The sequence below is a fragment of the Micromonospora sp. NBC_00421 genome, from assembly GCF_036017915.1.
GTDB lineage: Bacteria > Actinomycetota > Actinomycetes > Mycobacteriales > Micromonosporaceae > Micromonospora.
In genome coordinates, this window is the sequence record NZ_CP107929.1 from 536,129 (window position 1) to 558,955 (window position 22,827).

Annotated in this window: 21 protein-coding genes; 14 read left to right on the forward strand and 7 right to left on the reverse strand. The window is 71.3% G+C overall.

All coding sequences use genetic code 11. From position 1 onward, the window contains the following. The first annotated feature begins 34 nt into the window (after window positions 1-34). Both OHQ87_RS02375 and OHQ87_RS02380 read left to right on the forward strand, forming a co-directional pair. Window positions 35-2,542, forward strand: a complete 2,508-nt coding sequence (locus OHQ87_RS02375) for an FtsK/SpoIIIE domain-containing protein (RefSeq protein ID WP_328344483.1) — start codon at window positions 35-37, stop codon at window positions 2,540-2,542. Continuing rightward, entirely contained in the window at window positions 2,543-3,250 is a 708-nt protein-coding gene (locus tag OHQ87_RS02380) for a hypothetical protein (protein WP_328344484.1), read from the forward strand. Window positions 3,251-3,357: 107 nt separating this feature from the next. Here OHQ87_RS02380 and OHQ87_RS02385 read toward each other — a convergent pair whose 3' ends face one another. The 4 genes from OHQ87_RS02385 to OHQ87_RS02400 all read right to left on the reverse strand — a co-directional run bounded on the left by OHQ87_RS02385 (window position 3,358) and on the right by OHQ87_RS02400 (window position 5,711). Further along, on the reverse strand, window positions 3,358-3,705 hold the full coding sequence (locus tag OHQ87_RS02385; RefSeq protein WP_328344485.1) for a hypothetical protein: 348 nt from the start codon (window positions 3,703-3,705) through the stop codon (window positions 3,358-3,360). A 370-nt stretch (window positions 3,706-4,075) separates the two neighbouring features. Then, entirely contained in the window at window positions 4,076-4,537 is a 462-nt protein-coding gene (locus OHQ87_RS02390; protein ID WP_328344487.1) for a hypothetical protein, read from the reverse strand. Further along, entirely contained in the window at window positions 4,534-5,334 is an 801-nt protein-coding gene (locus OHQ87_RS02395) for a hypothetical protein (protein ID WP_328344489.1), read from the reverse strand. The genes OHQ87_RS02390 and OHQ87_RS02395 overlap by 4 nt, the downstream gene beginning before the upstream one ends. Further along, entirely contained in the window at window positions 5,331-5,711 is a 381-nt protein-coding gene (locus tag OHQ87_RS02400; RefSeq protein WP_328344491.1) for a hypothetical protein, read from the reverse strand. The genes OHQ87_RS02395 and OHQ87_RS02400 overlap by 4 nt, the downstream gene beginning before the upstream one ends. 355 nt (window positions 5,712-6,066) lie before the next feature. Here OHQ87_RS02400 and OHQ87_RS02405 point away from each other — a divergent pair, with 355 nt between their 5' ends. The 8 genes from OHQ87_RS02405 to OHQ87_RS02440 all read left to right on the forward strand — a co-directional run bounded on the left by OHQ87_RS02405 (window position 6,067) and on the right by OHQ87_RS02440 (window position 15,300). Next, on the forward strand, window positions 6,067-6,288 hold the full coding sequence (locus OHQ87_RS02405) for a winged helix-turn-helix domain-containing protein (RefSeq protein ID WP_328344493.1): 222 nt from the start codon (window positions 6,067-6,069) through the stop codon (window positions 6,286-6,288). 163 nt (window positions 6,289-6,451) lie between these two features. Further along, window positions 6,452-6,721 carry a DUF6244 family protein gene (locus OHQ87_RS02410; RefSeq protein ID WP_328344495.1) on the forward strand — a complete coding sequence of 90 codons (270 nt, stop codon included), beginning with the start codon at window positions 6,452-6,454 and terminating at the stop codon, window positions 6,719-6,721. 342 nt (window positions 6,722-7,063) lie between these two features. Further along, complete coding sequence (locus OHQ87_RS02415; RefSeq protein ID WP_328344497.1) at window positions 7,064-7,513, forward strand: hypothetical protein; 450 nt, start codon at window positions 7,064-7,066, stop codon at window positions 7,511-7,513. After that, the gene (locus OHQ87_RS02420; protein ID WP_328344499.1) at window positions 7,510-7,950 is read left to right on the forward strand and encodes a hypothetical protein; all 441 of its coding nucleotides are present in this window, start codon (window positions 7,510-7,512) and stop codon (window positions 7,948-7,950) included. The genes OHQ87_RS02415 and OHQ87_RS02420 overlap by 4 nt, the downstream gene beginning before the upstream one ends. A 379-nt stretch (window positions 7,951-8,329) precedes the next feature. Beyond that, window positions 8,330-11,797: a type I restriction endonuclease subunit R gene (locus tag OHQ87_RS02425; protein ID WP_328344500.1), complete on the forward strand. Its 3,468-nt coding sequence runs from the start codon at window positions 8,330-8,332 to the stop codon at window positions 11,795-11,797. Next, window positions 11,794-13,284, forward strand: a complete 1,491-nt coding sequence (locus OHQ87_RS02430; RefSeq protein ID WP_328344502.1) for a restriction endonuclease subunit S — start codon at window positions 11,794-11,796, stop codon at window positions 13,282-13,284. Before OHQ87_RS02425 ends, OHQ87_RS02430 begins: the two co-directional genes overlap by 4 nt. Then, window positions 13,281-14,780 (forward strand): type I restriction-modification system subunit M, encoded by a 1,500-nt coding sequence (locus OHQ87_RS02435; RefSeq protein WP_328344504.1) that lies wholly within the window; start codon window positions 13,281-13,283, stop codon window positions 14,778-14,780. Before OHQ87_RS02430 ends, OHQ87_RS02435 begins: the two co-directional genes overlap by 4 nt. A 184-nt stretch (window positions 14,781-14,964) precedes the next feature. Continuing rightward, window positions 14,965-15,300: a DUF6204 family protein gene (locus tag OHQ87_RS02440; RefSeq protein WP_328344506.1), complete on the forward strand. Its 336-nt coding sequence runs from the start codon at window positions 14,965-14,967 to the stop codon at window positions 15,298-15,300. 287 nt (window positions 15,301-15,587) lie between these two features. Here OHQ87_RS02440 and OHQ87_RS02445 read toward each other — a convergent pair whose 3' ends face one another. Beyond that, window positions 15,588-15,803 (reverse strand): helix-turn-helix transcriptional regulator, encoded by a 216-nt coding sequence (locus OHQ87_RS02445; protein WP_328344508.1) that lies wholly within the window; start codon window positions 15,801-15,803, stop codon window positions 15,588-15,590. Window positions 15,804-15,882: 79 nt separating this feature from the next. Between OHQ87_RS02445 and OHQ87_RS02450 the strand changes: the two genes are divergently transcribed. Both OHQ87_RS02450 and OHQ87_RS02460 read left to right on the forward strand, forming a co-directional pair. After that, complete coding sequence (locus OHQ87_RS02450; RefSeq protein ID WP_084261485.1) at window positions 15,883-16,074, forward strand: hypothetical protein; 192 nt, start codon at window positions 15,883-15,885, stop codon at window positions 16,072-16,074. 400 nt (window positions 16,075-16,474) lie between these two features. Further along, window positions 16,475-17,959 carry a DUF3237 family protein gene (locus tag OHQ87_RS02460; protein ID WP_328344511.1) on the forward strand — a complete coding sequence of 495 codons (1,485 nt, stop codon included), beginning with the start codon at window positions 16,475-16,477 and terminating at the stop codon, window positions 17,957-17,959. 22 nt (window positions 17,960-17,981) lie between these two features. Here OHQ87_RS02460 and OHQ87_RS02465 read toward each other — a convergent pair whose 3' ends face one another. Next, window positions 17,982-18,932: an FAD-dependent oxidoreductase gene (locus OHQ87_RS02465; protein ID WP_328344512.1), complete on the reverse strand. Its 951-nt coding sequence runs from the start codon at window positions 18,930-18,932 to the stop codon at window positions 17,982-17,984. A 122-nt stretch (window positions 18,933-19,054) separates the two neighbouring features. Here OHQ87_RS02465 and OHQ87_RS02470 point away from each other — a divergent pair, with 122 nt between their 5' ends. Both OHQ87_RS02470 and OHQ87_RS02475 read left to right on the forward strand, forming a co-directional pair. Next, on the forward strand, window positions 19,055-19,975 hold the full coding sequence (locus OHQ87_RS02470) for a LysR family transcriptional regulator (RefSeq protein WP_328344514.1): 921 nt from the start codon (window positions 19,055-19,057) through the stop codon (window positions 19,973-19,975). 240 nt (window positions 19,976-20,215) lie between these two features. Next, window positions 20,216-21,100, forward strand: coding sequence for a lipase family alpha/beta hydrolase (locus OHQ87_RS02475; protein WP_328344516.1), 885 nt, complete (start codon window positions 20,216-20,218; stop codon window positions 21,098-21,100). 752 nt (window positions 21,101-21,852) lie between these two features. On the opposite strand, the gene OHQ87_RS02480 is transcribed toward OHQ87_RS02475, so the two are convergent. Beyond that, entirely contained in the window at window positions 21,853-22,719 is an 867-nt protein-coding gene (locus OHQ87_RS02480) for an aldo/keto reductase (RefSeq protein WP_328344518.1), read from the reverse strand. Between the last annotated feature and the right edge of the window lie 108 nt (window positions 22,720-22,827).

Genomic DNA, 22,827 nt, shown 5'->3' on the forward strand with positions numbered 1-22,827 from the left:
CCTCGATTCGTCCGCGCGTCGGTGGGGAGCAGTGGTGGGCAGGCTCGCATCGGCGTACGGGCAGGCGGTCGCCGCGCACCGGCAGGCCCGGCAGCGGTGGACGGCGGCCCGTGCGCTGCTGGACCGGTTGGCCGGGCAGCCCGTCCCGGAACGCACCGCCGACCTGGTCGCCCGGCTGGCGCGGCTCGCCGACGCGCTGGCCGCCCCGCAGGCGTCCGGGGGTCCGGCGCCGGTGCGCATCGGGGAGGCGTCCACGGCGGACGGTCGGTTCCCACTGCTGTTGCCGTTGGGTGCCGGCCGGCACCTGGCGGTCGACCGGGACGCCCGCGATCCCCGGGTGGCGGTGCTGTTGCGGGTGCTGGTGCTGCGGCTGCTCACCACGGCCGCACCGGGCAGCGTGCGGGTGGTCGGCATCGACCCGGCCGCCTGGGGTGCCACCTTCATCCCGCTGCGCCCGTTGCGCGACGCCGGGGTGCTCGGCGGCGTCGCCACCACCGAGGCGGAGATCGGCGCGCTGCTGGACACCGCCGAGGCGCACGCCCGCGCCGGTGCGGGGGAGGCGGAGCTGCTGCTGGTGGTGGCCGCGTCCGCGCCCGGCCCGCGGGAACTGGCCCGGCTCGCCGCGCTCACCCACGCCGGGCCGACCGCCGGGGTGTGCGTGCTGTTCGCCGGGCGCGCGGTGACGACGCCCGGCCAGGCCGCCCCGGTGTTGGGCGGCACCACCGAGGTACGCCTGGACGAACGCTACGCCCGGATCGGCGACCCGCCGGGGCAGCCGTTCAGCGACGACGGCACCGGGCTGGCCGTGCCGGTGTTGCTCGACGGCGATCCGCCCGCCCCGGCCGTGCAGGCGTTGGCCGACCGGCTGGGCGCGCAGGTGCGCCGGGACACCGCCCTGCACCTGGCCGACCTGCTGCCCGAGCGGCGCTGGACCGGCTCCGCCCGCGCCGGCCTGTCGACAGTGGTCGGCCGCTCCGGTCGTACCCCGGTGGGTCTGGCGTTCGACGACGCGACCCCGCACTGGCTGGTCGGTGGCCGCACCGGCGCGGGCAAGACGGTCTTCCTGCTCGACGTGCTGTACGGGCTGGCGGCCCGGTATTCGCCGACGGAGCTCCAGCTGTGGTTGCTCGACTTCAAGGAGGGGGTGAGCTTCACCGAGTTCGTCCCCACCGACCGGGACCCGTCGTTCCTGCCGCACGCGCGGGCCGTCGGCGTCGAGTCCGACCGGGAGTACGGCCTGGCTGTGCTCCGGGAGCTGCGCCGGGAGCTGGGCCGGCGGGCCGGGCTGTTCAAGCGGCACGGGGTGACCAAGCTCGCCGACCTGCCGGACACCGAGCCGGTGCCCCGCACGGTGGTCGTGATCGACGAGTTCCACGTGCTGTTCGCCGGCAACGACCGGCTGGCCCGGGAGGCCGTCGACCTGCTGGAGGAGCTGGGCCGCAAGGGCCGCTCGTACGGCGTACACCTGGTGCTGGCAAGCCAGAGCACAAGCGGCGTGGAGGCCCTGTACGGCCGGGCCGAGTCGTTGTTCGGGCAGTTCGCGTTGCGGGTGGCGCTGCCCGGCGGCGAGGCGGTGCTCGGCCCGCGCGGGGTGGTCACCGGCGCGACGGAGATCGGCACGGCGGTGGTCAACACCGCTGCCGGGGCGGCCGGCGCGGACACCCTGCTGCGGTTCCCCGACGCGCACGCCGACGCCCGGCAGCTCGCCCGGCTGCGCTACGAGCTGTGGGACGCGCGTCCTGACGACAACGGCCCGCCCGCGGTCTTCCGTGGCTACGCCACCGCCCACCTGGAGGACGAGCCGGTCCCGGCCACCGCTGCCGCCGCCCGCCGCCCGACGGTGCTGGTGGGCCGCACTGTCGACGTGGCCGGCAGCACCGCCCGGTTCGACCTGGACGCCTCGCCCGGCCGGCACCTGGGCGTGGTGGGCACCTCGGCGACCGGCGGGCACGTGCTGCGGGCCGCCGCGCTGAGCCTGGCCGGTCAGCACCGGCCCGGGGAGGCCGATTTCGTGTTGGCGTCGCTGGTGGCCGCCGCCGACGAACTTGCCGACGACACGGCCGTCGGGCTGAAGGCCGCCGGGCACCCGGTGACCCGGGTCGACGCGGCCGGGCTGCGCGCCCGGATCGGTGCGCTGGTGGCCGACCCGGGCGGGGGCGGCCGGACGTACCTGGTGGTCTTCGGGGTGGACGCGGCAGGTGCGGCGCTCGCCGTCGCCGACCCCGACACCTTCCGGTCCGGCCACGACGACCTGCGGTCGCTGCTCCGGACGGGGCCGGGGCACGGGGTGCACCTGCTCGGCTGGTGGCGGGGCCTGCGCCGGCTCGCCGACGACCTCGGCGGCAGCCAGAACCGCGACGACGTGGCCTGCCTGGTGGCGTTGAACGTGCCCGCCGACGATCTCGGGCTCTATCTCGGGGTGACCGACCTGACCTGGACGCCACGCCCCGACCGGGCGCTGCTGGTCGACAGGCACGCCCAGCGCACCGCGCTGATCGTGCCGTTCGTCCGCCCCGGGTACCACCCCGAAGAGGAGCGCTGAGTGGCCGGCTACGACGAGTACGCGGCGGCGGTCCGTCAGCTCTCCGCCCGGATCCGGGAGGGCGAGCGGGGTGCCGCCGCCGAGGCGGAACGCCGGCGCACCCTGCACGCCGGGGTGACCCGGCTCGGTCAGCGGCTGGCCGCCCAGGAGCAGCGCCTCGGCCAGCTCGGGGCCGCCGCCGGCCTGCCCCCGGCGACCGACCCCGCTCCGGGTGCTGTTCCCGCTCCGGAGTCGATCGCCGGGGCCGGGGCTGCTTCCGGGGCCGGGGTGGCTCCCGGGTCCGGAGCGGACGGTGATCCGGCGGTGGTGTTGGCGGAGGCGGCCCGGCTGGTCGACGAGGCGGACCGGCTGGGGCAGCAGGCCGAGGCGCTGGCCCAGCGGCCTGCTCTGCTGCCCACCTGGTCACCGACGGCCCGCGCGGTCGCCGTCTACGTCGGCTGTGCCGCCGTCGGGGCGCTGACCATGCTGGTGCTGGTGGTCGCCAACGGCATCGGCGTGGTCGACGGCTTCACCCTGGCCACGCTGACCTGCGCCGGCCTGCCGCTGGTCTCCTTCGTCGCCGGTTGGCTGATCCTCGGGCGGTGGGGACGACCGGCCCTGGCCGACACCGATCCGCCCCGGTACGCCCCGCTGGGCTTTCTCGTCTGCGCCCTGCTGGTGCCGCTGGCGTACTGCGTGACCCTGCTGCTGTTCCGCCTGGTGCGCTGAGGTGCCTGCGGGGCCGGTGGCGGCTGCTGCGCGGCAGCCGTTTCGGCGGTGGTGAAGAAGGGACCTCGTCCCGGTGGTCGTCCGGGAACGACCACCGGGAATGCTGGTCAGCCGGCCCGATAGGAGAGGTAGTAGCCCTCGTACGGCCAACTGTGGAAGTTGTTCAGTTCGGACGCGGTACCGGTGCAGTCGGAGGTCCGATAGCCGAAGACGGAACCGAAGCCGTTCCAGCCGATCGCCCAGATCGCCTCTGCCGGGACCGGGCGGCAGATACCGTCGGGCGTGGCCTGCCTGCCGACGATGATCTGCGTGGTGGCCTGGTAGAAGACGAGGCCGACGTCGGGGACCTTGAGCGTCTCGACAGCGGCTGCGGGCGACGCCGGTACCGTCACGGCCAGCGTGGTGATCAGTGCGGCGGCGAGACCCGCAGCGATTCGGCTGGTGAAACTGCGCATGAGCTTCCCTTCCTAACGGTTTTCAGGAACGGGGCCGGAGCTCGTTCAGTCCCGGAATAAATTGATCTGGATCGACTATATTCCCCGTGTCAACCAACCCCGTCGCTGATCGCTGTCGCCGGCTGCTGCCCGGGAGTGCCAGGTACTTGACGGTGAAACCTGCCGGCGGTAGCTTGGAGTCCGATCCACTCACATCAATGTGGTTAGATAGCTGTGCTGTTTATGCCGGCACGGACTGCGCCACGCCTGGTGACGGATTCTTCTACGTTCCCATGACCGTGACTAAGGTGAGTTGGCAGACGCACGTCTGCTGAATCCCGCCGTTTCCGCTCTCCCGGTGCCGCTGACCCGCCGCCTACCGCCTCGGCATCTACTGTGGTGTCGGTGCCTGCGGCGGCTTCGGCGGTGTTGGTTTCGCGGTGTCGGTTGCGGCAGTTTCGGCGGCGGTGAGGAAGGCGTCCAGTTCGGTGGGGAGCAGCCCCTCGTCCTCCAGCAGCCCGAGCAGCAGCACCGTCCGGGCGACCACGGCCGTCGGGTCGTCCGGCACCGGTGGCTGTTCGCCGAGGGCCGCCCAGATCAGCGCCTCGGCGCGTACCGGGTCGACGTCGCGGCCGGTCGGGTCGTAGCGTTCCCGGGCCGCCGCCACGAACCGGATCACCGGGGCGCGGTCCTGGCCGGCGACGAAGCGCCGCCGCACGGCGACCAGCAGCGCCCCGGCGAGCAGGTCGCCGTACCGTCGCCACTGGGGTTCGGTGAACCGGCGCAGCCGCCGGTCGTGGCTGCGGAGCCGGCCGGTGAGCAGGCCGCGCAGCGCGGCGGTCGGATCGTTCACCAGGTGTCCTCTCGGGAAGGGTGGCGCGGGTACGGGCCGGGGCGCGAGCGGAGCAGGCTCAGCGGGCCGGGGCGGAGCAGGCCGAGTGGGCCGGGGCGCTGGCGGCGGCGTCGGGCGGCGACCAGGCGTACCGCCGCTCTGCTGCCCGTGGCCACGGCGGCGACCGAACCGGTTGCCGGCGGTGGCGGCGGCTCCGGCTCCGGCGAGCCGGACACGTTCGCGGCGTACCGGTCGACGCGCCGGCCGCCGACCGCGAGCCGGGCGGCGGCCAGGTCGAGCCGGTGCCGAGCCGCACCGAGCCGCCGGGCCGCGACCAGATCCGCCGCCCCGCCGGTACGACGGAGCCGATCCTCGGCCGCGCCGAGCCGGTGCCTGACCACGCCGACGAGCGCGGTGGCCAGCTCGGCGTCGAGTCGCGCCGCCCGCAGCCCGGCCAGCAGCTCACCGGCCGAACCACCAGCATCGTCCGGTACCGCGTGGGCCAGGTTCAGCGCCCGCCAGCACTCGACGACGGCGTCCTGCCAGGGCACCTGCCGACCCGGCGGCCCCGCCCCGTGCAGTTGCGCTCCGGCCCGGTCGGCCGCCGCGAGCGTCGACAGCCAGGCGACCCGCAGATCGTCCACCGTGCCGCCGTAGTGCGCCAGCCAGGCCCGCGCCGCCCGCTGCGCGTCACAAGGCCCCGGCCGCCCGCAGCTCCGACAGACCCCGGTGTACGCCTCGATGCCGTGCTCGGCGAGCGTCCGCCGCGCCTCGGCGGCCCGTTCGGCGGCGTACCGGCGCAGCTCGGTGGCGTTCACCGGCGTCCCCTGGCGGCGACGGCCTTGATCAGCCGGGCGTACCGCACCTGCTCGCACGGGTAGTCGTCGCCGCAGCCGCAGATCCTGTGGGTCACCACGCGCGGGGGATGGGCGAACAGGATGTCGTCGGCGTCCTCGACGTCCTGGTCGGAGACGAGCAGACCGAGGTCACCGCCGGGTTCGGGGGGACCGTCGGCGGTCGAGCGCTGGTTGTCGTACGGGCGGCGGTTGTCGGGCTCGCGGTGGTTGTCGTGCGCTCGTTGGTTGTCGTGCGCTCGGCGGGTGGGGTGTGCTCGGTGCCGTCGGTCGGCGTGGCGCTGTTGGTCGGGGCCGGTTCGGTTGTCGGGGTGGTCGTCGGGGTCGGGTCGGTTGTCCATCGGGGCAGCTCCCGGTTTGTTCGGTCACCTCGGGCGGGGTCTGGTGGGTCGGGTAGCAGGGCTGTGTGGGCAGAGCGCATGCAAGCGGGCTTCTGGTCGGGTGAGCCTTGTTCGGGGGCGGGCTTCCGGTTGGGTGTGGGTGGGCAGGCTTCGGCACGCCCGGTCGGGTCGGGGGATGACCCGACCGGGCGCTCTGTGCGGGTGCGGAACAGACCAACTCCGGGTTTGCAGACCAGGGAGCCAGTCAGGGGCGACTTTGCCACACTAGTATGTACAAGTCAATGACGTAGTGGTCCCGTCTTGTCCTGACTAGTGCGATGTGATCAAATGGCGGCGCAGACCAGGGAGACCACACATGCCCGCCAAACCCAAGTGGGCGCAGCTCGCGGACAACATCCGCGAGAAGATCGCGTCCGGTGAGCTCGCCCCGGGGGATCAACTCCCCTCAACCGCGCAACTCCGCGCCGAACACGGAGTCTCGGCGGGCGTTGTCCGACAGGCGATCCTCGTGCTTCAGACACAGGGCCTCGTCGAGGGCGTTCATGGGCTCGGGGTGTTCGTCGCCGAGCGGGAGTGATCGACGACGGGCTTTCCGCCGACAGGCCGTCGGTGGCGGTGGCCCTGCCGGGCGGGGTGCGGTTCCGTTACGGGGTGGCTGCGTTCGGTGTTCACCTCGTAGGCTCTCTGTGGTCATCGCCGGTGCGGCGGCGTGACTGTGGTGTGTCGACAGACCTGGGGGAATGTGTGTGAGCGCGGCGGAGATGATCGCGAAGCTGGCAGCGGCCTCGCAGAAGTTGGACGAGGCGCGGGCGAAGACGGCAGCGGCGGCGCAGGACGCCGCCGAGGCACGGTCCCTGGTCGCCGGGGCGTTGCAGGGCATCGCCGCCGGTCCGCTGATCGGCATGATCGACAGCTACCGGCAGGCGCTCACCCAGGCCGCCCAGGGTGGTCAGCCAGCCAAGCAGCAGGTCCAGGAGACGATCACGAAGGTTCGTGCGCTGGGAAACTGAGCGGGGGTGCTGGCAGCGCCACCCGCCAGCCACCCGAATTCGTGGTGCCCGTCCTTCGGAAATCAGTGCCACCGTCAGCTTCTGCTCTGCCGATCCCTGCCAGCACGCTCGGTGACGCCCGGAGTCGAGAGGCGAACCGAGCACCGCAGCCGACACGTCGGCAGCGCATCAGCCCGGAAGCTCTAGCTCTCGGTGGTTCCGCTGCGGGAACGGCATGGGCTTCGGTGGCAGAGTTCCTACCGGCTCTACCGAAGGCTGTTGCTGGCGTGGTCCTCGGTCTCGTTGCGACGTGGGGATCAGTCAAGGCATACAAGGCGAGGTCACGGCAAGATGGAGGTTCCGATGAAGGTTGACGATGACGTCGAGCAGTTCGTTCGCGACACACTGCACTTCGCTGTGAAGCAGCAGCCGGCCGAGTTCGATCAATCTCTCAGTCGAGTCTCCGGCGAGCGGGAGCGTCAAGCTGCTCTCGAATTGCTCGTTGCGATCTCGCTCTATGTCGCCATCGACATCTGCGGCGAAAGGCCGTCGGCACAGCAGGTCAGAGAGCTTGCCGTGAGGGTCGCTGATGCGGAGTCATGGAGTTCGGCCACTCCGGACGACGTCGAGAAGTTTCTCACCACGGCATTGGCGGGTGGCCGCCTGATCGACGAACTACCTGCGAACACTGTCGTCGTCCTCGCCTTTGTGATTGCCGCGAGTCTGCTTGCGTCAAAGCCCAAGGCGGAAGGGGAGTGGTGGTTCAACTACCTGGACAAGGTGGAGGCGGCTATCGAGGTGGCGGGGCGATGACAGTGGCTGAGGTGGGCGGGCGCGACGGTGGCGAGTTGGACGGGTTCCAGGTGGGGCGGGTGCCGGAGGGTGCCGGGGAGTTGGTGTCGGACTTCGCCTCCGAGTGGGAGGACGTCAGCTTCGCCAGCCGGGTCTGGGAACGTGCGGTGGAGGACGGCTTCCGGGTCGACCTGCGGGTGCACGTGTTGCGGGGCGAACGGTTGACCACACTGGTGCAGTTGCGCGAGTTCCTGGCGGGCTACCACGAGCGCGATTCCGCCGAGTGGCCCCTGGCCGAGTTCGGTCGCGGCGACGGCGTCGGGCTGGCCGGTGGGGGCGAGGCGTTCTGGCTCGTCCGGCCGGGCCTCGCGGTCGACGTGCTGGTGGACGTCGAGCGGTTCGACGCGGAAACCGCCATCGAGGTCGCCAGCTCCATCACGGAGCTACCCCACGGCTGACCCCGGGCGGGGTGATTCCTGGGGAAGGTCGTATGCCTGTCCGTCATATTTATGACGCTGCGGCATAAGACCTTCCCCACGTATTACGTCTGGGCGGCGGCACCCCCGCGCCGCTCGGAGGCACCGCCTACTCCCGCGCCGCTCGGAGGCACCGCCTACTCCCGCGCCGCCCGGAGGCACCGCCTGCTCCCGCGCCGCCGGGGGCACCGGAGCACCCCCGCACCGCCCCGGTCACACCCCGCGACGCCGGGCGCTACCGGAGTGCTGTCGGGTTTCCGATAACGCGCGGGGCCACGAAGATGTACGCCCGTTCATATTCTGACGTGTTCACCGTCGGCTATGGACGTGGAGAGTCGTGGATCATCGACAGGTACGCCGCTTGGCGGAGCAGTCTGCCAACTTCGGGTTCTTGGCGGAGCACCCGCTGCTGGTCTGGTACGGCGCAGGGGCGGAACTGCTCGTCTACGTCGACGCGCAGTCGGCGATGCTCAAGACCCGCAGTTTCGGCGAGGTGCTGGCAAAGGACCTGGTGCGCCGCACCAACGCCAAGGCGGTCAGCGGCAAGTTCGTCCACCAGGTGCAGGCCCTCAACGCCGACGGTGCCCTGAAACCGAACGTGTACGCCGCGTTCGAGAGGTTGCGCAACGTCGGAAACGAGGCGGCGCACGAGCATCTCAGCGAGGTGCGGGAGGCGTTGACGCTGCTGCGTACCTGCTTCGAGTTGGGGTTGTGGTTCCACCGGGCGGTGACCGACGACCGTGCCCCGATCGGGTTCGTGCCGCCGTCCCCGCCGCAGCGGCAGGTGCCGGCCGAGGCGGTGGCCGGTCTCCAGGCGGAGCTCGATCGCTACCAGCGGGAGCTTGCCGAGACGAAGTTGCTGTTGGCGGGGCAGCCGTCGCTGGCCCTGGCCCAGGCCGCCGCGAGTGTCGCCGCCGAGCAGGCGGTACGGGACGCCGACGCCCGCCGGCCGCAGGCCGCCGCCCTGCTCGCCAGCCTGGAACCGGCCGCCGAGGCGGCGCGGCAGGCGTTCGACAGCGCGAAGGTGGCGAGGGTGTCCGCCGCGAGGCGCGAGGACTTCATCGCCCGCGCCCGTCGTGCCTCCCAGGAACCGCTGAACGAGGTGCAGACCCGGGTCGAGATCGACCGCCAGCTCACCGCCGCCGGTTGGCAGGTCCAGGATCAGAGCCAACTCAACCTGTACGCGGGCAGCGGCGTCGCCGTCCGTGAGGTGACCCTGGCGACGGGCCGGGCCGACTACCTGCTCTACGTCCACCAGCGGCTGGTCGGGGTGATCGAGGCCAAGCGGGAGGGCACCGCCCCGCGTGGTGTGGAGGCGCAGCTCGACCGCTACCTCGACGGGTTGACCGCCGAGCAGCGGCTCAGTGCCTGGCGGCGGGACGCGGCGTTGCCGTTCGGGTACGTCGCCACCGGCACCGAGACCGCCTTCGTCAACCGGCTCGACCCGTTTCCGCGTACCCGGGAGGTGTTCGCGTTCCATCGGCCGGAGACGCTCGCGCGGTGGATGCGCGAGGCGGACGACGAGCCGGACGCGCCGACGCTGCGGGCCCGGCTGCGCCGGATGCCGGCGCTGGACCGGCTCGGCCTACGCCCGGCGCAGGTCGAGGCGGTCGACGGTCTGGAACGGTCGTTGGCCGACAACCGGCCCCGGGCGCTGATCCAGATGGCCACCGGGGCGGGGAAGACCTTCACCGCGGTCACCAGCAGCTACCGGCTGCTCAAGCATGCCCGCGCCCGCCGCATCCTGTTCCTGGTCGACCGGAACAACCTCGGCAAGCAGACCCTGCGCGAGTACGCCGGCTACCAGACCCCCGACGACGGGCGGAAGTTCACCGAGTTGTACACGGTGGACCGGCTCTCCGGAGCCGGCCTGCTCGAATCGTCCAACGTGGTGACCTCGACGATCCAGCGCCTGTACGGGGCGTTGCGCGGCAGCGAGTTGCCCGACGTCGACCTCGACGATCGGGCCTACGACAGCTACGACCTCGACGAACCGGCCGAGGTCGGCTACAACCCGCAGTTGCCGCCGGAGACGTTCGACCTGATCGTGGTGGACGAGTGCCACCGTTCGATCTACGGCAAGTGGCGAGCGGTGATCGAATACTTCGACGCCTTCGTGGTGGGGCTGACGGCGACCCCGGTGAAGCAGACCCTCGGCTTCTTCCAGCAGAACCTGGTGTCGGAATACACCTACGAGCAGGCGGTCGCCGACGGGGTGAACGTCAACTTCGACGTCTACCGGATCAAGACCGAGATCACCGAGGGCGGGCAGAAGATCGAGGCCGGCACCGTCGTGCCGCTGCGCGACCGCCGCACCCGGGCCGAGCGCTACCAGGAGCTGGAAGACGACTTCACCTACGCGGGCCGCCAGGTCGGCCGGTCGGTGATCTCCAAGGGGCAGCTCAAGCTGGTGCTGGACACCTTCCGCGAGCGGCTGTTCACCGAGATCTTCCCCGGCCGCTCCACGGTGCCCAAGACGCTGATCTTCGCGTGCGACGACAACCACGCCGAGGAGATCGTCGCCATGGTGCGGCTGGTGTTCGGGCGCGGCAACGAGTTCGCCAGGAAGATCACCTATTCCTCCCGGCGGGACGGCGACAACCCCGACACCCTCATCCAGGCGTTCCGCAACAGCCCCGAGCTGCGCGTCGCGGTCACCGTCGACATGATCGCCACCGGCACCGACGTCCGGCCGCTGGAGTGTGTGTTCTTCCTCCGGCCGGTGCGCAGCGCCACCTACTTCGAGCAGATGAAGGGGCGCGGGGCACGCACCATCGACCCGGCCGACTTCCAGTCGGTCACCCCCGACGCCCAGGTCAAGGAGCGGTTCGTCATCGTCGACGCGGTAGGCGTCACCGAGGCCGACCTCGACGAGGCGGTGCCGCTGCAACGGCACACCGAACAGCAGATCTCGCTGCGTGACCTGCTGCGCAAGGCCGGCACCCTGACCGCCGACCCGAACGAGGTGGCGACCCTCGCGTCCCGGCTGTCCCGCCTCGACCGGCAGCTCACCGACGACGAACGCGCCGAGTTGGCCGAGCTGGGCGGGCAGCCGCTCAAGGGCATCGTGCGCGGCCTGGTCGACGCCGTCGCCCCCGAACAGCTCAACCCGGCGACCCAGGCCGGGCCGGACGCCGTCCGCGACCTGCTGGCCGGCGCGCTGCGCCCGCTCGCCGCGAACCCGCAGCTGCGCGACCGCATCCTGGAGATCCGCCGCGCCCACGACATCACCATCGACGAGGTCAACGTCGACAACCTGGTGTCGGCCGCCGGGGTGCCCGCCGCCGATCGTGCCCAGGTGACCGTGCGGAGCTGGCACGACTACCTGGAACAGCACCGCGACGAGATCACCGCGTTGCAGGTGTTCTATGAGGGCAAGGGGCGGGTCAGCTACGACCAGCTCAAGGAGTTGGCAGCCCGGATCGCCCGGCCCCCGCAGGCGTGGACGCCGGATTCGCTGTGGCAGGCGTACGTGCTGCTCGGCCGGACCGCCGAGCAGTCCGGGCCGCGCGGGGTCACCGACCTGGTCGCCCTCATCCGCTACGAACTGGGCTACGACCAGGAGCTTCGTCCATTTCGTACGGCCACAGAGGAGCGTTTCCGTGGGTGGCTGCTGCGGCAGCAACAGGCGGGCGCTACCTTCACTGCCGATCAGGTGTGGTGGCTGGAGAGGATCAAGGACGTGATAGCGGTCAGCGTGGAGATCACCCCCGACGACCTGGAAGGGGCACCCTTCACCGAACGCGGCGGCATCGACGGCTACGCGGGCGCCTTCGGCAACCGCGCCGAACCCCTCCTCACCGAACTCAACCAGGAGCTAACCGCGTGACCGACCTGCCACCTGGTTGGGAATGGTGCACGCTCGGCGATCTGGTCACCCGCATCGAGGCCGGAAAATCGTTTACGTGTCACCCGCGCCCCGCACGCGACAATGAGTGGGGCGTGCTCAAGGTCAGCGCGATGACCTGGGGTGAGTTCCGTGAGCAGGAGAACAAGGCAGTTCCTGAGGGTCGAGAATTCGACCCGAGGTATGAGGTTCGGCCTGGGGACATCCTCGTAAGCCGCGCGAACACGGAACAGTATGTAGGCGCTCCGGTCCTGGTCCGCAAGTGCCGTCCCCGACTTCTGCTCAGTGACAAGAGCCTGCGATTGGTGCCGTCTCCCGAGATTGATTCCGCCTGGCTGCTTCGAGTTCTTTCCTCGCCGTCGATCAGGCGTCAGATATCCGCCCGCGCCAGCGGCCAGCAGGACTCGATGCGGAACATCTCCCAACAAGCGCTCCTGTCCCTGGAACTGCCCATCCCGCCGCTCGCCGAGCAGCGCCGCATCGTCGCGGCCCTAGAAGGTTATCTGTCTAAGGTCAAGGGAGCGGATGCACTTCTTGCTTCTGCCATGTCGAAACTGATCTGCCACCGTCAAGCAACTGCACTCGCTGCTATCCGTGGTTCACTTGTATCGGATGACTCGACTGATCTCTCCGCGAGTTTACTGGTGGAGAAGATCGCTGGGCGGGCTGGGATTCTTCCTAGTGGCGATTGGCCTGTTCCTGCGTCGTGGGCGTGGTCGACGTTGGGGGACCTGTTCGAGATCTATGTCGGCTTCACTCCGCGTAGGTCTGATCCGACATTATGGCAGGGTGATGTGCCCTGGGTGTCGAGCGGAGAGGTTGCTTTCGGGCGAATTAAAGCCACGAGAGAGAGCATCGCTCGGCAAGCAATTGGCAATACCGCTACCAAATTGCATGCCCCAGGCACCTTACTTCTTGCCATGATCGGTGAAGGCAAGACGCGCGGTCAGGTGGCAATCCTTGACATCGAAGCTGCCCATAACCAAAATTGTGCATCAATACGCGTATCAAATACTCCGATTCTCCCCGAGTTTGTTTACATCTTTTTGATGGCGCGATATGATCAGACGCGGCGTGCTGCTGCGGGCGGAAATCAGCTCGCCTTGAATCGAGGCATGATCCGCGAAATCCGGATTCCAGTTCCGCCAGTTGAAATGCAGGTGCGGATCGTTGAAGTCGCGAATGAAGCATTCTCTGCAAACGATCGGTTAAGCCTGGAGTTGGAGCGCGCTGTAGAGCGATCCGCACGGCTGGTGTCGTCGCTGTTGGCGGAGGCGTTTGCGGGGCGGTTGGTACCGCAGGATCCGAACGACGAGCCGGCCGCCGGACTGCTCGCCCGGATCAGGGCCGAGCGCTCGGCCACCATCCCGAAGCAGCGGACGCGCTCCCGGCGTACCCCCAAGGAGTTGGCGGCACCGCCGACCAGGGTGACCGGCGACGACTATCAGCAGGAGACCTTGCCACTGTGAGCACTGTGGATTCGCGCCGTCTGGTGCAGAAGCTGTGGAACTACTGTGACGTGCTGCGCGACGACGGCGTGTCGACCATCGATTATGTGGAGCAGTTGACGTTCCTGCTGTTCCTCAAGATGGCCGACGAGCGGGCCAGGCGGACGTTCCGGCCGGAGCAGATCGTGCCCGACGAGTTGAGCTGGCAGACCCTGCTGGACGCCGAGGGCGACGACCTGGAGGTGCAGTACCGGCACATCCTCACCGGGCTGGCCCGGGAGGGCGGCACCCTCGGCACCATCTTCCGCAAGGCGCAGAACAAGATCCAGGACCCGGCGAAGCTCAAGCGGCTGATCGTCGACCTGATCGACAAGCAGGAATGGTCGGGCACCGGGGTCGACGTCAAGGGCGACGCCTACGAGGAGTTGCTGGCCAAGGGCGCGGAGGACGCGAAATCCGGCGCGGGGCAATACTTCACCCCGCGTGCGTTGACCGTCGCGATGGTCGACTGCATGCTGCCCACCCCCGACGACACGATCACCGACCCGGCCTGCGGCACCGGCGGGTTCCTGCTGGCCGCCTACGACCACATCCAGCGTAACCACGGCAGCACCCTCACCCCCGACCAGCGGCGACGGCTCGCGGGCGGCGCGATCTCCGGCACCGAGCTGGTCGACGGCACGGCCCGCCTGGCGGCGATGAACATGCTGCTGCACGGCATCGGCACCCCGAACGGCCCGTCGCTGATCGCCGTGCGCGACGCCCTCGGCCGGGAGCCTGACCAGCGGGTCAGCCTGGTGCTGGCCAACCCGCCGTTCGGGCGCAGTTCGTCGATCCGGATGGTGGGGGAGGACGGCCGGTCCTCCCGCGAGGAACGCGAGATCGAGCGTGCCGACTTCTGGGCCACCACCGCCAACAAGCAGCTCAACTTCGTCCAGCACATCGCCGCGCTGCTGGAGATCGACGGCCGGGCGGCGGTCGTCCTGCCCGACAACGTGCTGTTCGAGGGCGGCGCGGGGGAGACCATCCGCCGCCGGCTGCTCAAGCAGTACGACCTGCACACCATGCTGCGCCTGCCCACCGGCATCTTCTACGCCGGCGGCGTCAAGGCCAACGTGCTGTTCTTCGAGCGCAAGCGCGCCCGCGAGGAACCCTGGACCCAAACCCTCTGGGTGTACGACTTCCGCACCAACCAGCACTTCACCCTCAAGCAGAACCCGCTGCGCCGGGAACACCTCCAGGATTTCGTCGACTGCTACCTGCCCGGCAAGGACCGCGCCGAGCGGGTGGAGACCGAACGTTTCCGCCCCTTCTCCTACGACGAGCTGATTGCCCGCGACAAGGTGAACCTGGACATCACCTGGCTCAAGGACGCCTCCCTGGAGGACGCCGACGCGCTGCTGCCACCCGAGGTGATCGCCCAGGAGATCGTCGAGGACCTCCAGGCGGCCCTACGCGAGTTCGCCGCCATCGCCGAAGCCCTCGGCGCGACAGCCTCACGGGTCGACACCGACTGAGTCGTGGGGCGCACCGCTGGGGAAAAGCGCAGGCGTGCTGGTGGCCCTCCCGGTAGGGTCGCCAGCGCGTGCCGTACCGGCCGGTCGGTGCCGTGGTGCCCCGTGACCTGCCGGCCTTCCTTCCGGTCGCGCCAGCTCTCCCGTCCGATGTCGTCGTGCTCAGCAGGAGCCGGAGGTCCCCACCATGGCCGCTAAGACCTACCAGGTCATCGTGCGCGGCAAGTTCGCGCCGCTCGGTGACGAGCAGCGTGCCGCGCTGCTCGCCAGGGCGGACGACCATGAGGTGTTCCAGGCGAGGTTCACCGAGGAGGGCACCGTGACCTATGAGCGGTCCCTGCTCGGGTTCACCTTCCGCTGCCTGATCCCGGCCACCGGGGAGGAGTCAGAGGCGGTGGTGATCGGTAGGGCGGAAGCGCTGGCTGCGGCCGCCGTCGCGGAACTCGGTGCCGGCCACCGTGACCTCAGGTCGGTGTCGACCGACCTCGACAACATCAAGATCCGCCACCGCGCACACCCGTAACGGTCAGCCACCTCTCACAGCCGTCGCCGCGAATACCTTTGTGGAGAGTTGTTGTCGCCCTGGGCGCAACAAGTTTCCACAAACCTGGCCTGCTCGTGGCTCGCCCACCCGCAAATCGACTCTCCAGCAGATTGCCGACCGCCCGCGTGTCGCCGAGGGGCGCGTCTCGCACATCGAGCAAGGCAAGCTCACCGCAGACCGGATCCGGCCGATGGCATCGGCCGGCACGATCACCGCGTTGCCGTGACGTCCTCGCCCGCTATGCGGGCGTGCTCGGGTACGGTCGCTTACTCCGGGGTGTCGCCATCGGTGGGGCGTGGCGGCCGGTGCTTCGTGATCCACTCTTCGACGTCCTCGGCCAGCCACACCTTCATGCCGCGTAGCTCCTGGTAGGGCCTCGGGAAGGTGGGGTGCCGGGTGAGCTGCTGGAACCGTTGCCGCGAGACACTCATCCGCTGGGCGATCTCGTAGGGACCCATCAGCAGCACCGGGTCACGACTCATGTGGCCGACGGTAGTGGGTTGCGTACTTTCCGATCGGCTATTGCCAGCTGACTAAAGCTCCACCGGGGACCGTGTCGGCATGTCTCGACGAGTGTCCTACCACGAGTATCTGCTCGCCACCGCGATGACGTTGGCGCGGCGGCACCGGCCGGCGTGGTCGTGGCGGCGGTGGCGGTTCGTCTGCCGGTGCGGCAACGAACTGCCCTGCCGCTACCGGCACCGCATCCCGATCAACCAGCGGCACTGGCCGAGCCAGGACGGGCCGCGATGATCGCGCTACGAGCCGGGGTGCTCGTGTACGTGACGCGGAAGGCGAGCCCGCAGTTCGTCAAGCCGATCCTGTTCCGCCTGATCCGGGTCCGCACCGAGTGGATCACGTACGACGGGTGGGCCTGGCTCGACGGCTACCAGATCGACGCCAAGGGCGACGCGGTGGCCCGCCGGTTGATCTACGTCCAGCCGGCCGAACTCCAGCCCCCGAGCCCACCCCGCAAACCACCCCGCCCCGCCGCCCCGCCCCCGCTTCCCGCCCCGCCCCGCCCCGCCCCGTCGGATGTCAGGCGGAGTAGACGGCGGGAAGCCAATCGAGATACGTCGATTGACAGAAGTTTGTCCGATCGGGACACTGGCGGAAACATAACTGTGCGTGCAAGGGCCGATCGGGAGTACAGATGAGGCTCGTACACCGTCGGTCCCTGCTCGCCGGAGCGCTCGCCGTCGCCACCCTGGTCGGTGCCGGCGGCCTCGCCACCTCGGCCTCCGCCGCCGCCGGCTGCCGGGTCACCTACACCGTCTCCAGCCAGTGGAACGGCGGCTTCGGAGCCAACGTCGCCGTCACCAACCTCGGCGACCCGCTCAACGGCTGGCAGCTCACCTGGTCGTTCACCGCCGGCCAGCAGGTCACCCAGTACTGGAACGGCACCGCCACTCAGAACGGCGGTCGGGTCACCGTCGGCAACACCACCTGGAACGCCGCGCTCGGCACCGGGGCGAGCGCGGCGTTCGGGTTCAACGGCTCGTGGAACGGCGTCAGCAACCCGGCACCCACCGACTTCGCACTCAACGGCACCCCCTGCACCGGCGGCACCACCACGCCCACGGCACCGACCACACCCACCCCGGGCACCCCGCCACCCACCACGCCGCCACCCACCCCGACCACGCCGCCGCCGTCGAGCACCCCGCTGCCCACCCCGAGCACCACCCCGAGCGGCGCGGAGGCGACGATCGTGCCCGACCCGTCCTGGACCTGCGGCCGGTCCGCCGGCATCGTGCCACCGGCGCGCGGCCGGCTGGTCCTCCGCGCCACCGCCCAGCTCGGTGCGATCCGTGACGTGGGGCTCACCCAGTACGGCCACCGCCGCATCCTCGACATCAGGGGCGGCACGATCACCGGGGGCCGGATCAACGGCACCATCCTCACCGGCGGGCTGGACCTCGAACTCACCCTCGGCAACGGTGCGACCGAGCTGGAACAGGTCGCCATCCTGCGTACCAACGACGGCACCCTCATCTACCTGCGCAGCTGCGGAGTCGCGCCGGCCGGCGACTCCACCGTCCGGATCGTGCCCGACTTCGAGGCCCCGAACTCCAGCGCGTACGCCTGGTTGAACACCGGGACGTACGCCGGCACCCGGACGGTCGACACCGCGACGAACACCCTGCACCTGGCCGTGTACGACGTCTCCGGGGTGACCCCGGCCGACCCGCGCGTGCAGCTCACCGACCCGGCCGGCGTCGCCAACCAGTCGTGGGACTGCGCGACGGGCAGCGGCACCCGGGGCGCGGCGGTGTTCACCGAGACCGTCACGCTCGGTGCCAGCGTCTCGATCGGGGCCAGCAAGCGCGGCACCCGCAACATCATCCCCATCACCGGCGGCACCGTGACCGGCCGGGTGACCGGGACCGTCCTGCCCGGCGGCGCGGACTACCAGCTCATCGGCGCGACCAGCACGCTTGACGCCCGCTACGTGCTGTCCACGGACGACCGGGAGCTGATCCTGGTCCGCAACTGCGGGGCGTTCGGCCGGCTGGTGCCGACCTTCGAGGCCCGCGCCGCCGGCCCGTACGCCTTCCTCAACGCCAACACCTGGCTCAGCTCCGACCCGGGTTCCGCCCAGGGCGGCGTGAGCATCACCTTCTACGAACGCCGGTGACGCGGGGGAGTGCGCCGGCCGGTCAGCCGTCCAGGGCCAGCCGGGCCACCTCGTCCGCGCAGCCCCAGGCCAGGGTCACCCCGGCGCCCCCGTGGCCGTACGCGTGCACCAGCCGCTGCCCCGGGGCCGCCCCGGCCTGCACCGCCACCCTCGGCCCACCGTGCCGGGCCGGGCGCAGCCCCACCCGGGACCGCAGCACGGGGGCGTCGGCCAGCTCCGGCACCAGCGCCACGCACCGGTCCCGGATCGCCGCCGAGGTGGCCGGGTCGGGGCTGGTGTCCCACTCGCCCGGCTCGAAGGTGCCGCCGAGCACCACGTCGTGCCGGCGCGGGTGCACGTAGGTGATGCCGGCCGGGTTCTCCTCGTCGCGTACCGAGGTGGTCAGGCCGGGGTTCGCCACCAGCACCAGCTGCCCGCGTACCGGATGCACGGCCGGGTCGTCGGCGAGCCGGCCGGCGGCCAGGCCGGTCGCGTTGACCACCGTCGGGGCGAGGGCGAACCCGTCGACGAGCCGGTCCAGCCGGCCGGTCTTGACCACCCCACCGGCCGCCGTGAACCGGTCCCGCAGCCAGCCCAGGTAGGGCGACATCTCCACCGTCGGCGCGGTGAACCGCAACTCCGCCGCGTACGGCCCGAAGCCCGGCCCGGTCGCCAGGTCACCGGTCGCCGCCGCCCACCACGGCGGGCCGGTCCACGGGCGGCGTAGCAGCATCCGGGTCGGCCGGGCCACCACCCCGGGCACCCCCGTGGTGGCCTGCCAGCTCAGCTCCGCGTGTGTCTCGACGGCCCAGCGCAGCACCCGGGGATCGGCGTCGGTGTGGCTGGGATACCAGACCGCGGCGGCCACCGCCGACACCGTGTCGTCGGGCGGGTCGGCGGTCAGCAGCGTCACCTGCGCCCCCCGCTCCCGCAGCCGCACCGCCGCCGTCGACCCGATGATCCCGCCCCCGACCACAAGCACGTCCACGTCCATCGTCGACCTCCCGTCGGCGCCGCCCGAGGTGGAGCGGCCGGACCCCGATCGTCTCCCCCGCCCGACGGTCCGGTCCAAGACAGAATCGGCAGTCGGCGATAAGCCCCGCTTATGCTCGTCGGATGGGGGTGCCACCGCCCGACGGACCGCCCCGGCCGGACGACGTGGACCTGCGCCGGTGGCGGTACTTCGTGGTGCTCGCCGACGAGCTGCACTTCACCCGCGCCGCCGCCCGGCTGCGGATCGCCCAACCGGCGCTCAGCCAGCAGATCCGCGCCCTCGAACGGCAGCTCGGAGTGACCCTGCTGCACCGCGACAGCCACGGTTGCACGCTGACCGGGGTGGGCGCGCAGGTGGCCGGCGAAGCCCGTCGGCTGCTCGCCGAGGTGGACGCCGCCAGCACCCGGATCCGTGACCTGGTCGGTGGGCGCGGCGGCCGGCTGCGGTTGGCGTACACCAGGTCGGCCCGGGGTGGTCGGGTGGACGCGCTGGTGGCCCGGTTCCGGGCGGCCCACCCCGAGGTGGAGGTGGTCCCCGAGACCGGCTGGACGGCACCGAACGTGACCGGGCTGCTCACCGGCCGGCTCGACGTCGCCTTCGTCCGTCCGCCGTTGCCGGAGGCGGGCCTGACCTGCCGTACCGTCGATCGCGAGGAGCTGTTGCTGGCGGTGCCGGTCGGGCATCCGCTCGCCGCCGGGCGGGGCCGGGTGCGCCGGGCCGAGGTGGTCGGCCTGCCCGCGGTGATGTGGCCCCGCGAGAACGGCCCCGGCATGTTCGACCGCACCATCGCCCAGGTCTGGCCCGACGGCGGTTTCCACCTGGTCCGCCAGGAACCCGACGACGAACAGTTGCTGCGCGCGGTGGCCGACGGCGACGTGGTCGCGGCCGTCCCCGCCGGCCGGGCCCGCGCCCTGAAAGTCCCGGGTGTACGCCTGCGGCGCTTCGCCGCCCCGCTGCCGACCGTCGACGTCGCCCTGGCCTGGCGTCGCGGCACCACCAACCCCGCCGTACGCCACCTCGCCGCCCTGCTCGCCACCGCCTGAGCCGGTTCCGCCGTGCCGGGTGGGACTGCGTCGTGCCGGGTGGGACTGCGTCGTGCTGGGCGGGACTGCGTCGTGCCGGGCCGTTGTGCCGGTTTGTGCGGTGGGCGCGACAAGAGGTTACCGAGGCGTAACTTTCCATTGACGGGTGTGAAACAGGCCACGCATCATCGGTCCCACGATCGATCGGATCCCCCGCCCGCCGTCCCGGGTCACCGGGTACCTCCCACCGGAGGCGCAGCCATGCTGCTCCGCACGATCCTCGCCGCCACCACCCTCGCCGCCGCCCTGCTCGCCCCGGCCACCGCCGCCGTGGCCACCCCACCCACCCCACCCACCCCATCCGTCCCCGTCGTTCCCGCCGCCCCCGCTGACCGGACCGCCGCCACTGGTCGAGCCGCTCCCGCCGCCGACCCCGCCGCCGCCGACGCTGCGGGTGGTGAGCCGGGGTTCGCCCGGGTCGCCGCGACCGCCAACCCGGTCATCGTGGTCGGAGGGCTGGTAGGTGTCGCGATCGCCTACGAACCCATCGCCGCCCGGCTGCGCGCCGACGGCTTCCGGGTGTACGTCTACCAGCTCCCCGGACTCGGGTTCGGCGACATCACCGACTCCGCCCGCGCCTTCGCCGGCTTCGTCGACCAGGTGCGGACCGCCACCGGGGCGGCCCGGGTGGACATCGTCGGCCACTCAGAGGGTGGCCTGGTCTCCCGCTGGTACGCCAAATTCCTCGGCGGTACCGACCGGATCGGCCGGTACGTCAGCCTGGGCAGCCCACAGCAGGGCACCTACGTGGCGAACATCATCGCGTTCGCCGGGCTGGGGGACTGCGTCGGCATCATCGCCTGCCAGCAGATGTCCATCGGCTCGGACTTCCTGACCAGCCTCAACGCCGGCGACGACACCCCGGGGTCGGTGCGCTGGACCACCATCCGCACCAACCAGGACGAACTCGTCCGCCCGGTCGGCAACGCCACCCTCGCCGACGGGGCCACCAACGTCCTGGTGCAGGCATGGTGCCCACTGCGGGTGGTCGGCCACCTTGGTCTCGTGCTCGACGGCACCACGTACACGGTGGTCCGTCAGGCGCTCACCGACGCCGCGATCCGCCCCAACTGCCTGGCCCTGTGACGCCCGGGCCGGGCCCTGTGTCGGCCGGGCTGCCTGTGCCGGTCGAGCCTGGCCTCGTGTCGGTCGAGCTGGCCTCGTGTCGGTAGTGCCGGGTCCGCGCTGGTCGCGCCGGGTCGGGCCGGTCGGGTCGGGTCGTGCCGGGTGGTCGGGCCGGGTCGGCCGGGTCGGTCGGGTCGGGTCGGTCGGGTCGGTCGGGCCGGGTCGGTCGGGTCGGGGTCGGTCGGGTCGGGGTCGGTCGGGTCGCAGACCGGGCGGCACCGCGGGAGCCTCGCGCCGGGAGCCTGCGCCGGGGCATGTTCCTCTGTAGTCCTCATGCCCGTCCGTCATAAATATGACGGACGGGCATGAGGACTACTCGACATACTGTGGCCCGGCGCGACACGCCGACGCGAAAGCTTGCCATCGCCACATCACAGCCGTCCGCCGCCGCCAGCCGTCCGCCGCCAGCCGTCCGCCGTCCGCCGCCCGCCGTCCGCCGTCCGCCGCCCGCCGCCCGCCGTCCGCCGCCCGCCGTCCGCCGCCCGCCGCCGCCCGCCGCCAGCCGTCCGCCGCCGCCCGCCGTCCGCCGCCCGCCGCCAGCCGTCCGCCGCCGCTAGCCGCCGTCGGCCGCCAGCAGCCGGTAGTCGGTCAGCCGTGAGCCGGCGCCGTCAGCCGGTCAGCCGCGAGCCGCGAGTCGGGAGTCGGGAGCCAGCATGCGGTCAGCCGGCAGCGGCAGCGGGGGTCGGCCGCGGCCGGGCCGGGGCCGGGTCGGGTCAGGCGGCCTTGGCCAGGGCCTCGTACTCGGCGTCGGTGAGCTCGACCTGGGCGGCGGCCACGTTCTCCTCCAGGTGACCGACCGAGGACGTACCCGGGATGGGCAGCATGACCGGCGAGCGGCGCAACAGCCAGGCGAGCGCGAGCTGGGCGGGCGTCGCGTCGTGGCCGGCGGAGATGGCGTCCAGCGGACCGCCCGGCTTGGCCAGGTTGCCGGTGGCGATCGGGAACCACGGGATGAACGCCAGGTCGTTGCGCTCACAGTGGTCCAGGACGTCCTCGGCGCTGCGGTCGGCCAGGTTGTAGAGGTTCTGCACCGACACGATCGGGGTGATCTTCTGGGCCGCCTCGATCTGCGCGACGGTCACCTCGGACAGCCCGATGTGCCGGATCTTGCCCTCCTGCTTGAGCAGGGCCAGCTCGCCGAGCTGGTCGGCCAGCGGGACCTTCGCGTCGATCCGGTGCAGCTGGTAGAGGCCGATCGACTCCAGGCCCAGGTGCCGCAGGCTCAGCTCGCACTGCTGGCGCAGGTACTCCGGGCGCCCCACCGGCCGCCAGTCGCCCGGCCCGGAGCGGGTCAGGCCGGCCTTGGTCGCGATGACCAGGTCGTCGGCGTACGGGTGCAGCGCCTCCTTGATCAGCAGCTCCGAGACGAACGGCCCGTACGAGTCGGCGGTGTCGATGAACGTGACACCCAGCTCGTACGCCCGGCGCAGCACCCGGACCGCCTCGGCCGGGTCCTTCGGGTCACCCCACACCCCCGGCCCGGTGAGCTGCATGGCCCCGTAGCCGAGCCGGTCGACCTGGAGGTCGCCACCGATCCGGTAGGTGCCGGACGCCTTGGCGGGTTGTGCGTGGGTACCCATGAGTCTTACCTCGATCCTGTGCGTTGTCGTCAGCGGCAAATCTAGCCACCACCTCCATGGCTTTCCCGGAGATCGCCGTCGGCAACACCTGCGCGCCCGATGTGGGCA